This window comes from Streptomyces spinosus, assembly GCF_020400655.1.
Classification (GTDB): domain Bacteria; phylum Actinomycetota; class Actinomycetes; order Streptomycetales; family Streptomycetaceae; genus Streptomyces; species Streptomyces argyrophylli.
Genome location: NZ_JAINRC010000003.1, coordinates 492,496 through 505,403, shown reverse-complemented (window position 1 = coordinate 505,403; position 12,908 = coordinate 492,496). Strand labels below are relative to the sequence as shown.

Sequence of the window (12,908 nt, the reverse complement as noted above, 5' to 3'; positions counted from 1 at the left end):
CCGGTGCGGGGGTTTTCTGCGTTTAAGGTGAACTCATGAATCTTCTCGCCGGCAACAAGTACGTCGTCCGCGCCATACGGCCCGACGACTGGGAACGGGTGAAGGAGCTGCGCCTGGACGCGCTGCGCGACCCTGTCGCGCATCTCGCCTTTCTCGAGACCTACGAGAACGCCGCGGCCAAGCCGGGCTCCTTCTGGCAGGACCGGGCCGTCACCTCCGGGGAGGGTTCCACCACCGCCCGGCAGGTCATCGCCGAGACGGCCGACGGGAGTTGGGCCGGCTCGGTCACCGTACTCGTCGAAGAGGCCGGGACGACGGACTGGGCCGGGTATCCGGTCGAGCATCGGCAGGGACACGTTGTGGGTGTCTTCGTACGGCCCGAGCACCGGGGGAACGGGCTGATCGAGGCGTTGTTCGAAGCCGGTGTCGCCTGGGCGTGGGAACGCGGGGCCGAGAGGGTGCGGCTGTTCGTCCACGAGGACAACGCGCGAGCGCAGGCGGCGTACCGGAAGATCGGTTTCGCGCCGAGTGGCCTGGTGGTGTCCTTCTCGAAGGACGAGGCGGAGAAGGAGCTGGAGTTCGTGCTGGAGCGGTCCGTCTAGACCGGAAGCTCCTCGTGGGGCCAGCGGGAGCGGGCCTGTTCGCGGGAGCGGAGCAGGGCGAGCGTCGGCAGGCCCCGGTCCGTTCCGGTGGCGAGCAGGGCCGGCAGCTCCGGGACCGGAGCCACGGCCGCGACGTCGTCCAGGACCAGGGTGAGTGGTGGGTCGAGCCGACCGGAGGATGACCGTTCGGCCATGCGCCGGCCGCGCTCGACCACGCTGGAGACGAGGGCCGTCAGGAGCGGCATCGCACCCGGATCGCTCCTCGGGTCCTCGATGGATTCACCGACCACATAAAGCGTGCCCCCTTCTTGGATGAAGGAATCCAAGGCGAGGGCATCATTTCGGTGGGGAGTGCAGGCTTCGCGGATGTTGACCGTGGAGAGGGCCGCGAGGGCCCTGCCGGTCAGTTCCTGAGCGATGTCGCGGCGCTCGGGATGGGCGGTGAGTGCTGCCTCCAGCTCGCCGGCGGCGCCCGGGGCGGCCTTGGGGTGCGTGCGGAGAGTGCGGACCGCCTCCTGGACCTGGGCGCCCTGGGACCAGCGGTGGACGTGGCGGACGGTGCGGTTCTCCAGGGCAGCGGCGTGCAGATAGCTGCGCAGGAGGGTGATCGCCGTGTCCGCCACTGCCTGGTCGATCCTGGCGGTGGGCCGTACGGGGGCGAGCAGGGCCGTCGCCCTGTGCAGCGCCGTTTGCTTGTCCTCGCAGCCGGCGGTGGGGGACCAGTGGAGGCGGGCAGGGGTGTCGCAGAGGTGCGTGGGGTCGTAGAGCAGGGTGGGGCCCAGCTTGGCCTTCGCGTCCTTCGTGTCCGACCAGAGGGCCGGGTTGGAGGTCACGACGAGGGTGGGCCCGGAGGCGGCCTGGACGGCCCCTGCCGCGGTGGTGTGGCGGTGTTCCCGTGGGGCGATGAGGATCTTCTCCCACCCGCTCACCCGTTCGGCGCCGGCCGGGAAGTTGCCCGGTCCAGGAGGCTCGGCCTGCCCGCGCGGAGCCGGTACCTCGTGCCCAGGGGTGACGGCGGGCGCGGGCCCGGCGGGGGGCGCATCGGTGTGGGCCGGGCCGGGGCCCTCCGGAACGGCGGCGACCGGGCTGACCGCGGCTGGGCTGGGGGTGGCCGGGACTGCGGGGACCTGGGCTGCGGCTGGGGCCGGCGGGCCCGCGAGGCCTGCCACCGAGGGCGCCGGCGTCGTCCCCCCGCGCTCGGCGTCGTCCCTGCGGGCCCTTCCGGCTCTCCACCGGGCCACCGTGCCCAGGGCGAACATCGTGAGGACGAAGAGGATCATCAGCTGGGCTATGAACAGGCCCCAGAACAGGCCCCAGCCGGAAAGCTGGGACGGTGGGGTGTCCGGCCAGGCGCCGGTGATGTCGTGGGGGCCGCCGATGAGGTGGCGCATGGCCAGGGGCGTGCGGGTGAACGTGACACCGGTGGGCCAGGCGCCCTGCGCGAACCAGGCCGCCAGGCCGGTAGCCGTCCACACCAGCACCGTCATGCCGAGGAGGAACGCGAGCAGGCCGATCAGCAGGCCGTCGGGGATGCCGCCCTGGCCCTCACGGCGGCTGTCCCGCCGGTCCTCGCGGCGGTCGTCCGGTCTCACCCTGTGCTCCCCTCACATCCTTCCGCGCCCGGTCGCGTCTCCTTACGCCACCGTCGACTCGGAGTCGCCCACGTGCTGTTCCACGAAGGCCGCGGCCCGTTGCTCGGCCTCCAGTTCGGCCGCGCGCAGGGCGTCGTCGGCCGCGAGGTCGCTGGAGGACTCGGTCATCGCGCGGTCGGTGAAGACGAGCGGCCGTTCCGTCTCCGTGATCAGGTGCTTGACCACCTGGACGTTGCCGTTGACGTCCCAGACCGCGATGCCGGGCGTGAGCGTGGGGATGATCTCGACCGCCCAGCGCGGGAGGCCGAGGACCCGGCCCGTGGCCCTGGCCTCGTCGGCCTTCTGGGCGTAGATCGTCCTGGTCGACGCCATCTTCAGGATGGCCGCCGCCTCCTTCGCCGCGGCTCCGTCGACGACGTCGGACAGGTGGTGGACCACCGCCACGAAGGACAGGCCGAGCCGGCGGCCGAACTTCAGCAGCCGCTGGAACAGCTGGGCCACGAACGGACTGTTGATGATGTGCCAGGCCTCCTCGACCAGGAAGATGCGCTTCTTCCGGTCGGGGCGGATCCAGGTGTGCTCCAGCCACACGCCGACGATCGCCATGAGGATCGGCATGGCGATGGAGTTGCGGTCGATGTGGGAGAGGTCGAAGACGATCAGCGGGGCGTCCAGGTCGATGCCGACCGTCGTCGGCCCGTCGAACATGCCCCGCAGGTCACCGTCGACCAACCGGTCCAGGACGAGGGCGACGTCCAGGCCCCACGCCCGTACGTCGTCTATGGCGACGTTCATCGCCTCCGCCGACTCCGGCTCGGGGTGCCGTAGCTGCTCCACGATGTCGGACAGGACCGGCTGGCGGTCCACGACGGTCTCGTTGACGTACGAGTGGGCGACCTTCAGGGCGAAGCCGGAGCGCTCGTCCAGGCCGTGGCCCATCGCGACCTCGATGATCGTGCGCAGGAGAGCCAGCTGGCCGGTGGTGGTGATCGCCGGGTCCAGCGGGTTCAGGCGGATGCCGTGGTCGAGGGCGGCCGTCGGGTCCAGCCGGATCGGCGTTATCCCCAGCTCCTCGGCGATCAGGTTCCATTCGCCGACCCCGTCCTCGCCCTGGGCGTCCAGGACGACGACCTGGCGGTCCTTGAAGCGGAGCTGGCGCAGGACGTAGGTCTTCTCCAGGGCCGACTTGCCGTTGCCGGACTCGCCGAGGACGAGCCAGTGCGGGGCCGGCAGCTGCTGGCCGTAGAGCTGGAAGGGGTCGTAGATGTAGCCCTTGCCGGAGTACACCTCCCGGCCGATGATGACGCCGGAGTCGCCGAGGCCGGGCGCGGCCGTGGGCAGGTAGACGGCCTGGGCCTGGCCCGTGGAGGTGCGCACCGGCAGCCGGGTCGTCTCGACCTTCCCGAAGAGGAAGGAGGTGAAGGCCTCGGTGAGGACGGACAGCGGGTCCCGCATCGGCGAATCAGCCCCTACCTTCGGATGCCGGTGGCGAACGGAAGTGTGTTCACGAAGGCGCGGTGGTGCTCTCGGTCGCACCACTCCAGCTTGAGGTACGACTTGCCGGCGGAGGCCCTTATCGTCCGCTTGTCGCGGGCGAGGGCCTCCGGGGAACGGGAGGAGACGGTGATGTAGCCGACCAGGTTGACGCCGGCGGCGCCGCTGGCGAGGTCCTCACCGCGCTGGTCGAGGCGGTTGTGCGCGGCGATGTCGCGCGGGTCGACGGTCCGGTTCATCTTGGCGGCGCGGGACGCCTCGGCCTCGTCGTTGGTCTTCTCGGTGAGCATGCGCTCGATGGCGACCTCGGTGGGCTCGAGGTCCATGGTGACGGCGACCGTGCGGATGACGTCCGGGGTGTGGACGAGGAGTGGCGCTAGGAAGTTCACGCCGACGGGGGTCATCGGCCATTCCTTCACCCAGGCGGTGGCGTGGCACCAGGGCGCGCGGGTGCTGGACTCGCGGGTCTTGGCCTGGAGGTAGGTGGGCTCCGTGGCGTCCAGCTCGGCCGGCCAGGCGTTGCGCTGGGTCATCGCCTGGATGTGGTCGATGGGGTGGTCGGGGTCGTACATGGAGTGGACGAGGGAGGCCAGCCGCCCCTGACCGAGCGGCTGCCGTACCCGGATGTCGGCCTCCTGGAGCCGCGAGCAGATGTCGGTGAGCTCACGGGCCATGACGACGGCGAGCCCGGCGTCCCGGTCGACCTTGCCGCCGCGGGCGCGGACGGCGCGGGCCATGGCGTGTGCCTCGGCGGCCAGTTCGCGGGTGTAGTGCATACAGGCGACGAGGTAGGCGCGGTGCTGCTCGCTGCTGGTGGACACCATGGACTGGAGCTGGTCGTAGGACTGCTGGAGCCAGCCGGGGGCGCGCGGGTCGCCGCGCTGGACGACGTCCTTGGCGTGCGCGTCCGGGTCGGCGGGCAGGGTCCGGGCGAGCATCTGCAGGCGCGTGACGAAGCCGTCCCCGTTGGCGACGTGCTTGAGCAGGGTGCCGAAGCGGTCGACCAGGGCCTCCTGGTCCTCGGAGTCGCGCAGGCCGACGCCGGGGCCCTCGATCTCGATGGCGGCGGTGACGGTCTTGCGGTCGGCGTGCAGCAGTACGGCGATCTCGTCCGGCCCGAAGGGTGCGGCGAGCCAGGTGATGCGGCCGATGCCCGGGGGCGGGCCGACCTCGATCTCGCGCCCGTCGAGCCGGGTCCCGGCCTCCATGGCGGTGGAACGGTAGACGGCGCCCCGCTTGACGGTGCGCTTGTAGCTGCGGTTGATCTCGAACCACTTGTAGAACGTGCGGCGCTTGTACGGCACGTAGACCGCGGCGAGCGCGAGCAGCGGGAAGCCGGTCAGCAGCACGATCCGCAGGGGCAGGACCGGGACGAGGAGGCCGCACATCATGCCGAGGAACGCGCCGGCGATGATCAGGGCGATCTCGCCGGACTCGCGGTTCCGGCCGACGATCGCGTTCGGCCGGGCCCGGCCGATGAGATACGTACGGCGGGGCGTGACCGGATGGGACAGGTGGGACTCGGTCGTCAACGCCCTTCACCTCCCGAGCGGTTGTTGCGGGTGTTGCTGGCGTGCGGAGTGTTGACCGGGCTGGACGCGCGGGGCGCGGGTGTGGCGGAGGGGACGGCTCCGCCGCCGGCGGGGGTACGGCTGCTGTGAGCGGCGACGCCGCCGGTGGCGGGGTTGGCCGGGCGGGGGGTGCCGGCGGACTGGCCGCCGGAGGTGTCGGCGCGGGTGCTGTGGGTCTTGATGCCCTGGGCGACGAGGGTGGCCGGGGAGCTGATGACGGCGGCGGCCTTGCTCTCGGCGCCCTGCATGATGCGGTTGCTGCGGGAGCCGGCGAGTTCGTCGCCGAAGCCGGGGACGAAGCGGTAGATCATCGCGCTGGCGAAGATGGCCAGCAGGATGATGGCGAGGCCGGAGACGACCGCGGAGAACGCGTCGGGGCCGCTGTCGCCGGAGAGGGCGCCGGCCAGGCCGAGGACGATCACGATGACCGGCTTGACGAGGATGACGGCGATCATGATGCCGGCCCAGCGGCGGACGTGGCCCCACAGGTTCTTGTCGACCAGGCCGGCGTAGACGACGGTGCCGAGGAGGGCGCCGACGTAGAGCAGGGCGGCGCGGATGACGAGCTCCAGCCAGAGGACGCCGGCGGCGAGGATGCTGACCAGGGACACGACGATCAGCATGATGGGGCCGCCGCCGATGTCGTTGCCCTTCTTCAGGGCGCCGGAGAAGGTGCCGAAGAAGGTGTCGGCCTGGTCGCCCGTGGCTTTGGCGAGGACGTCCGTGACGCCGTCCGTCGCCGATACGACGGTGTACAGGATCAGGGGGGTGAAGGCGGAGGCCAGCACGGTGAGCCAGAGGAAGCCGACGGCTTCCGAGATGGCGGTGGTGAGAGGCACGCCGCGGACGGCTCGCTTGGCGACGGCCAGCAGCCAGAGGAGGAGCGTGAGGATCGTGGAGGCGGCGAAGACGACGGCGTACTGCTTGAGGAACGCCTGATTGGTGAAGTCGACGTTGGCGGTGTCCTTCACGGCGGTACTGAGCTTCCCGATGGTCCAGGCGGCCGCGTCGGCACATCCCTTGGCCAGGGAGGCGAGGGGGTCGAGGGTGTCGGTGAGGGGGTTGCCGGGGGTGCCGACGGAGGATCCGCCGGATGAGCCGTTGTCCTTTTCGCAGAATTCCCGGGCGGCGCCGTGGATCAGGTCGCAGGTGTCGGTGCTCTTCGTCGCAGTCGGCGTAGGCGTCGGGGTGGGGGCGGCGAGGGCACGCGTGGCGGCCAGGACGGCGGCCGTTTGCACGGCGGTGACTGCGCCGGCCAGCGTGAGTACGCGGCGGTTAGCGCGCATAGGTGAACCCTCCGTACTCATCGACAGCCTTGGACATCTCATCGGAACTGGAGGCCCTGTCGTCGCCGGGGACAGGCGCAGGACCCTCTTTCTGCGAATGCGTGACGATCTTCCAGTCGCCGGCGGCCCATTCGAGCTTCATCGTGATGGTGAACCAGCTGTTGGTGACCGGATTTGTGGAATTCTCGCCCGCCAAGCCGAGAAGACCGCTGCACCAGACCTCGACCGTGGCCGTGTTGCCGGAGGACTCGGTGACCTTCGTGCCGATGGGACTGGTGCGTGAGACGAACGTGTAGCCCTTCGGAGCGGTGCCGTCGTCGTTGAGGCCGAGGCTCTTGCTGAAGGAGGGCGTGTAGGCCTTGTCGAACGCCGTCTCGGAACTCGTCACACGCGAAGGCGTCATGACGGTCTGCAGGATGGTGTCGCGACCGGCTTTGTTGAACATGTCGGCCGACCCCAACGCCACCGCGTAGTTCGCCGCCGCGCTCTCCGCCCCCTGGGCTGTGTGGGCGAAACCCGAAGGGATGGTGCCGGTTCTCGTTTCGACCGGGCGGGTGCCGGAGGGGGCCGTCGAGGACGCTTGGGGCTTGGCGGCCTTCCCCGACGCCCCGTCACCCCCCGAATCATCCCCCCGGTTCGCGAAGGCGATGGCGGCGATGAGGAGGACCACTACGCCTACCACCGTGATCAGGCTGCGGGAGGAGGAGCGGTGGGGGCGGCGGGGGGCGCCGCCGTAGGGGTCGGGGTCGGGGAGGCGGGTGCGGGTGTGGCCCGTCTCGGGGTAGTCGTAGCCCTGTTCGTCTCCGGGACTCATGCCGTGTGCGCTCCCTCACCCTCGTAGGCGTACGACGGTAGCCGTGCTGGTTCCCGCGGGGGCGCGGTGTGGTGACTCGACATCAGGGAGACGCAACCTCAGCCGGTGGGCACGACGGGTGGGTGGGGTGGAGGGGGCGGGGTCAGACCGCCATGCCGTACACGATCGTGAACAGCGTGCCGAGGGATCCGATGATGAACACCCCGGTCAGACCGGCGATGATGAGGCCCTTGCCCTGTTCGGCGCTGAAGGTGTCCCGCAGGGCCGTGGCGCCGATGCGCTGCTTCGCCGCGCCCCACACCGCGATGCCGAGGCAGAGGAGGATGGCCACGGCCATGACCACCTCGATCATCACCTTGGCCTCGTTGCCCAGGCTGCCGAAGGGGCCCCAGTCCGGAGCGATCCCGCCGATGATGGTGTTGATGTCTCCCTTGTCGGCCGCAAAGAGCATGTAAGTCACCGCCCCTGGTGGGTAGTTCCGTGAGTGCCCCTGCGGTGTGCAGAGGTCAGGCCTCATTGTCGCCGACAACGGCGCCAACGTATGTCGACTTGACGTCATTGACTGGCGGGTTTCGTATGAATGGCCCGTTCGGTCACTCTGTGTATCATGGCAGGTCACGCTGGGCAACGAGGTCGGAGTCGTACCGGCCGGGCGACGCGTCGCGTCGATGTTCTCACGGGGGACCGGTGAACGGGTCAAGGCCGGGTGCCGCGGTCCGTCCGTCCGCGGTGGGGCGATCGGCAGGTGGAGGCGTCCTTCGACGTTCGGGTCGCCGAGGACGGGGAATCGGGGGTTTCACAGGAAAATCTCAGCCAAGCCGGAACGGGATTCTCACCTTCGTCGGACAGAGTGGGGCCTGATGAAGCGCACCTCACGCATCTCGGTCACCTCACGGCCCGCGTTGCTCGGCGCTGTGGTGCTGCTGGCCGTGACGACGTCCTCCGTGGCCGCGGCGGACGACGGGCGGGGCCCCCTCGGGGTCACCGCCGACACCGTCGTGACGCGGCACAGCGCGCGAGTGGGCGCGCTGTTCGACGCGGACCGGGTGGGCCGACTCGCCGGCGGCCACTTCTGCACCGCCTCCGTGGTGCACAGCGGGCAGGGCGATCTGATCGTCACCGCGGCGCACTGCGTGACTGGTGTCGACGGTGCTCTGGTGTTCGTGCCGGGCTACCGGGACGGGCGGGCCCCGCACGGGGTGTGGAGGGTGACGCGGCGGTTCCTGCCGGACGGGTGGGCCAAGGGGCGGGACGAGGACAGTGACGTCGCCTTCGCCGCCGTCGCCGCGCGGGACGGCGAGCGGCTGGAGGACGTGGTCGGCGCCAACCGGTTCACGACCGGGGCGGCCACCGGTGCCACCGCGGTCACCGTCACCGGCTACCCCGACTCCCGCGAGGTGCCCATCAGCTGCACCAACAGGCCGGTCCCGCACAGCCGTACCCAGCAGCGCATCGACTGCCCGGACTTCACGAGCGGAACCAGCGGCAGTCCCTGGGTGAACGGTGACGGCCAGGTGGTCGGCGTGCTCGGCGGCCACGAGCAGGGCGGCTCCACGGCGGACACGTCGTACAGCGTGGTCCTGGGCGGCGAGGCGGCGGAGCTGTACCGGGACGCCACGGCCGGGCACTGAGCGGGGGCCGCCGGGCCGGCTGAGAACGCGTCATCCGGCCGCGTCCGCCTGTGAAATGACGCCACTTCGCGCACAAATGGCCTTGAACCTCGCCCGCATGGGGGAAAGTTGAACCGTGCGGAAGGTATGGGTGTTCGGTGGGGCGGCCGTCGGGCTCGGCATGGGCTTCGTCATGCTGCTCGTCGTCGGGGTGTATCTCGTGGCCGGGAACCTGGTGGGCGGGGTGACGTCGGGGAGCCGGGGGCTGGCCAAGGGGGCCGTTCCGGCCGCCTACAAGACGCTGGTGCAGAAGTGGGGCAACCTGTGCCCGGCGCTCAGTCCCGCGCTGCTCGCCGCGCAGCTCTACCAGGAGAGCGGCTGGAACCCGACCGTCGTCAGCCCGGCCGACGCCCGCGGGATCGCACAGTTCATCCCGAGCACCTGGGCGACGCACGGGATCGACGGCGACGGCGACGGCAAGCGGGACATCTGGGATCCGGACGACGCGATCCCGTCGGCCGCCTCGTACGACTGCGAACTGGCGAAGTACGTGAAGGACGTGCCGGGGAACGTCTCCGACAACATGCTCGCCGCCTACAACGCGGGCGCCTACCGGGTCATCCGGGCGGGCGGGGTTCCGGCCATCAGCGAGACGCGGAACTACGTCCAGCGGATCCGCAGCCTGGAGAAGAGCTTCGCCGCGCCGGTCACCCGGATCGACCCCACCCGGCAGGCCGCCGGCGCCATCGCGTTCGCGCAGAGCCGGCTCGGCACGCCGTACCTGTGGGGCGGCAACGGCACCCCCGACCAGGGCGGGCGCTTCGACTGCTCGGGGCTGACCAAGGCCGCGTACGAGAAGGTCGGGATCACCCTGCCGCGCGTGGCCAACGACCAGTACAACGCCGGGCCGCACCCCTCGCGGGACCAGCTGCTCCCGGGCGACCTGGTGTTCTTCTCCGACGACCTCACCGACTCCCGGGCCATCCGGCACGTCGGCATCTACGTCGGCGGCGGGTACATGATCGACGCCCCGCGCACGGGCGCCGTGATCCGGTTCGACCCCATCGACACGCCCGACTACTTCGGCGCCACCCGGGTCACCGAAGATGGCGCGAAAGCACTCCCCACGACGGTGTGAACCGAGCGTGAACCCATCCCCTGAGCTGGGGCGACGAGTCTCTCTTCGATAACGTCTGCGTGATCATTCAGTGGAGAGTGGAACGTATAGACGGTGGGCATGCGTTCCTGTTGACGTAGCCGAGCGGACGTCAGTGCGGCAGTGCAGCGGAAGCGGATCTACGAACCACGGGGGGCTGGTGCGACGCACACGAGGTGCGTCCGGGAAGACGACGAAGGGGCCGCAGCACGATGGCTGTACTCGCCGAATCCGGATCGAACCCCGACGTCGAGCTGCTCTACGACATCAACGGCCTGGCCAAGGACGCGCCGCACTGGTTCGACCGGGTCATGGAGTTCGTCGGTGAGTACGGCCTGCTGCTCGCCATGGTGCTGCTGGTCCTGTGGTGCTGGTGGTCCGTGCGGCGCCGGGGCGGCGAGGAGGCCGCGCCCTCGGTGGCCGCGCTGGTGTGGGCGCCGCTCGCGGCCGGTCTCGCGGTGCTGGTGAACGTGCCGATACGGGGCTTCGTGGAGCGCCCCCGCCCCTTCGTGGACCACCAGGGCCTGGACGTCCTCGTCTCCGGCAAGACCGACTTCTCCTTCGTCAGCGACCACGCGACGATCACGATGGCGCTCGGCGTGGGGCTCTTCGTCGCCCACCGCCGCTTCGGCCTCGCCGGCATCGGCCTCGCCCTGCTGGAGGGCTTCTGCCGGGTCTACATGGGCGTGCACTACCCGACCGACGTCGTCGGCGGCTTCGCCCTCGGTACGGCGGTCGTCCTGCTGCTGTCCCCGCTCGCCACGGCCCTGCTCACCCCGCTGATGCGAGCCGTGGAGCGCTCGCCGCGCGCCGGCCGGCTCGTGCGGCGGCGGTCAGCGGAGACGGGCGACCGTGCCAACGCCCTCCTGCCCGGCGCCCGCACGCCCCTGGACACGGAGGAACGGGACCTCGCGGCCTAGCTAGGGCCTCTCGTTCGGATCACATCGCATACCGGGGCGTGTCCGCCGGGACGCCGCACGTCGCGTTCGTCACATCGCCGTTCGCGGACACGCCCTGCCCGCCCCTGGGCGACGGCGCGGCGGGGCGCCGGTCCCGCCTGCCGCATCGCCCGTCCCGCCGCCGGCCGACGGCGGGACGCCGGTCCCGGCCGCTTACAGGCCCTGCGCGTAGGAGAAGAACCGCTGGGGGTCGTACTGCTGCTTCACCTTGGCCAGGCGGGCCGCCGCGTCGCCGTAGTACGCCTTCCGCCAGTCCTTCAGCGTCGGGTCGCTGTAGTTCTGGTAGGCGGCGCCCGAGGCGTACGGCTTCATCGCCTGGTGCGCCGAGGTCAGCCAGGACTGGGCGGTGGAGCCGGAGGCCCCCGTGCCCCAGGAGGCGATGTACTGCGCGAGCATCCGCGAGCGGCGGTGGACGAAGGCCGTCGCGGTCGGGGAGACCCGGTTGACCGCGCCGCCGAGCGCGGTGAACGCGATGCTGCCCGCGCCGCCCCGCACCGCGGCGATCTGCTTCAGCACGGTCTGGATGCCGGCCGCGGACAGCGAGCGGTCGAAGAAGTCGGAGCGCGCCGCGTACGTCTCCCGGCCCAGCTTGCCCTGCGGGGAGCGGCCCGGGGTGGAGCCGGGCAGGTGGCACTGGGCGTCGGTGGAGAAGGAGGAGCAGCCGGCGTAGATCTCCATGGCCTCCTCGTAGCCCCGGCGGCGCAGGGAGACGGAGGAGGCGTCGGCGCCCGCGAGGTGGGCCAGGCGGTCCACCGCGTTCTGTAGTTCTCCGTAGGTGCCGAGGGAGAAGCAGGCCACGGAGATGGTCGGGGTGCGGCCCGGGGAGCACGCCAGGTGCAGGGAGGACCAGATCTCGTCGGGCTGGCTCGGGCCCCACTCCTGCCACGCCTGCATCACCTTGGCGGCCTTGGCCCACGGCCAGGTCAGGTAGGCGGTCACGGCCTGCGGTGCGGCATGGGTCCGGAACTGCAGCTCGGTGACGACGCCGAAGTTGCCGTTGCCGGCGCCGCGCAGCGCCCAGAACAGGTCCTTGTTGGTGCTCGCGTTCGCCGTGAGCTGTTTGCCGTCCGCGGTGATCAGGGTGGCCTGGGTGAGGCTGTCGCAGGTCAGGCCGTAGGCGCGGGAGGCGACGCCGTGGCCGCCGCCGAGCACCAGGCCGGAGACGCCGACGGTGGGGCAGGAGCCCGCGGGTATGGTCACGCCCTTCGCGGCCAGCGCGCGGTAGACGTCGATCAGCTTGGCGCCGGCGCCGACGACGGCCTGGCCGCCGCTCGCCCGGACCCGGTTCAGCCGCGACACGTCGACGATCAGCCGGTTGTCGCCGGAGGAGTAGCCGGCGTAGGAGTGGCCGCCGTTGCGTATGGACACCTTCACGCCGTGCGCATGGGCGTAGGCGAGGGTGGTGCGGATGTCGGCGGTGTGCGCGACGTAGGCGACCGCGGCGGGCTTCAGCCCGTCGAAGCGGGTGTTGTACAGCTGGTGGGCGGTCTTCCAGCTCGCGTCGCCGGGCCGCACCAGGGTGCCGTCCAGGTCACGGGCGAGGGCCGCCCAGTTCGCGGCGGCGGTCGCGCTGGTGGTCCTGATGCCCGGCAGCGAGGTCGCGCGCGACGGCGTACCGGGGTGGTCCGCCGCGGGGGCCGAAGAACCCCCGCCCGCACCGCACGCGGTCAGTGCGGTCGTCGCGAGGGCGGCCGCGCCGCCCGAGATGAACGTACGCCGTTCCATGTCTGTCGCCTTTCCTCGGCTGTTGTGGAACGAGACGATGCGCCGCACTCGGGAGTTCCCCGGCGGGGTGTGACCGTCGACGTCACATCCGCGCAACCC

General features: G+C 71.0%; 11 protein-coding genes. 4 read left to right on the top strand and 7 right to left on the bottom strand.

The annotated features are described in order from the left end of the window. Positions 1 to 35: 35 nt before the first annotated feature. On the top strand, positions 36 to 602 hold the full coding sequence (locus tag LG395_RS09250; RefSeq protein ID WP_225809037.1) for a GNAT family N-acetyltransferase: 567 nt from the start codon (positions 36 to 38) through the stop codon (positions 600 to 602). Here the strand turns inward: LG395_RS09250 and LG395_RS09245 are convergent. The 6 genes from LG395_RS09245 to LG395_RS09220 form a co-directional block, all read right to left on the bottom strand. Beyond that, positions 599 to 2,194, bottom strand: coding sequence for a type IV secretory system conjugative DNA transfer family protein (locus tag LG395_RS09245; protein WP_225809036.1), 1,596 nt, complete (start codon positions 2,192 to 2,194; stop codon positions 599 to 601). The genes LG395_RS09250 and LG395_RS09245 overlap by 4 nt on opposite strands. 42 nt (positions 2,195 to 2,236) lie before the next feature. After that, a complete protein-coding gene (locus LG395_RS09240) occupies positions 2,237 to 3,649 on the bottom strand; it encodes an ATP-binding protein (protein ID WP_225809035.1) in 1,413 nt (470 codons plus the stop codon). A 14-nt stretch (positions 3,650 to 3,663) separates the two neighbouring features. Next, on the bottom strand, positions 3,664 to 5,220 hold the full coding sequence (locus LG395_RS09235; RefSeq protein ID WP_171154970.1) for an SCO6880 family protein: 1,557 nt from the start codon (positions 5,218 to 5,220) through the stop codon (positions 3,664 to 3,666). Continuing rightward, positions 5,217 to 6,545, bottom strand: a complete 1,329-nt coding sequence (locus LG395_RS09230; protein WP_171154971.1) for a hypothetical protein — start codon at positions 6,543 to 6,545, stop codon at positions 5,217 to 5,219. Before LG395_RS09230 ends, LG395_RS09235 begins: the two co-directional genes overlap by 4 nt. Continuing rightward, positions 6,535 to 7,359 (bottom strand): DUF8175 domain-containg protein, encoded by an 825-nt coding sequence (locus tag LG395_RS09225; protein ID WP_171154972.1) that lies wholly within the window; start codon positions 7,357 to 7,359, stop codon positions 6,535 to 6,537. Before LG395_RS09225 ends, LG395_RS09230 begins: the two co-directional genes overlap by 11 nt. A gap of 142 nt (positions 7,360 to 7,501) precedes the next feature. Then, positions 7,502 to 7,810, bottom strand: coding sequence for a DUF8827 family protein (locus LG395_RS09220; protein WP_014673544.1), 309 nt, complete (start codon positions 7,808 to 7,810; stop codon positions 7,502 to 7,504). Positions 7,811 to 8,219: 409 nt separating this feature from the next. Between LG395_RS09220 and LG395_RS09215 the strand changes: the two genes are divergently transcribed. From LG395_RS09215 to LG395_RS09205, 3 genes are all read left to right on the top strand, one after another. Continuing rightward, entirely contained in the window at positions 8,220 to 8,990 is a 771-nt protein-coding gene (locus LG395_RS09215; protein ID WP_225809034.1) for a trypsin-like peptidase domain-containing protein, read from the top strand. A gap of 115 nt (positions 8,991 to 9,105) precedes the next feature. After that, positions 9,106 to 10,107: a C40 family peptidase gene (locus tag LG395_RS09210; protein WP_171154974.1), complete on the top strand. Its 1,002-nt coding sequence runs from the start codon at positions 9,106 to 9,108 to the stop codon at positions 10,105 to 10,107. A gap of 230 nt (positions 10,108 to 10,337) precedes the next feature. Then, positions 10,338 to 11,045 (top strand): phosphatase PAP2 family protein, encoded by a 708-nt coding sequence (locus tag LG395_RS09205; protein ID WP_171154975.1) that lies wholly within the window; start codon positions 10,338 to 10,340, stop codon positions 11,043 to 11,045. Between the two features lie 192 nt (positions 11,046 to 11,237). Here LG395_RS09205 and LG395_RS09200 read toward each other — a convergent pair whose 3' ends face one another. Continuing rightward, positions 11,238 to 12,809 carry an FAD-binding oxidoreductase gene (locus LG395_RS09200; RefSeq protein ID WP_225809033.1) on the bottom strand — a complete coding sequence of 524 codons (1,572 nt, stop codon included), beginning with the start codon at positions 12,807 to 12,809 and terminating at the stop codon, positions 11,238 to 11,240. Between the last annotated feature and the right edge of the window lie 99 nt (positions 12,810 to 12,908).

What these genes read in the sequence shown, in the direction of transcription:
- LG395_RS09200 (WP_225809033.1), bottom strand. Translation starts at nt 12,809, where the DNA reads ATGGAACGGCGTACGTTCATCTCGGGCGGCGCGGCCGCCCTCGCGACG.
- LG395_RS09230 (WP_171154971.1), bottom strand. Translation starts at nt 6,545, where the DNA reads ATGCGCGCTAACCGCCGCGTACTCACGCTGGCCGGCGCAGTCACCGCC.
- LG395_RS09215 (WP_225809034.1), top strand. Translation starts at nt 8,220, where the DNA reads ATGAAGCGCACCTCACGCATCTCGGTCACCTCACGGCCCGCGTTGCTC.
- LG395_RS09225 (WP_171154972.1), bottom strand. Translation starts at nt 7,359, where the DNA reads ATGAGTCCCGGAGACGAACAGGGCTACGACTACCCCGAGACGGGCCAC.
- LG395_RS09250 (WP_225809037.1), top strand. Translation starts at nt 36, where the DNA reads ATGAATCTTCTCGCCGGCAACAAGTACGTCGTCCGCGCCATACGGCCC.
- LG395_RS09205 (WP_171154975.1), top strand. Translation starts at nt 10,338, where the DNA reads ATGGCTGTACTCGCCGAATCCGGATCGAACCCCGACGTCGAGCTGCTC.
- LG395_RS09240 (WP_225809035.1), bottom strand. Translation starts at nt 3,649, where the DNA reads ATGCGGGACCCGCTGTCCGTCCTCACCGAGGCCTTCACCTCCTTCCTC.
- LG395_RS09220 (WP_014673544.1), bottom strand. Translation starts at nt 7,810, where the DNA reads ATGCTCTTTGCGGCCGACAAGGGAGACATCAACACCATCATCGGCGGG.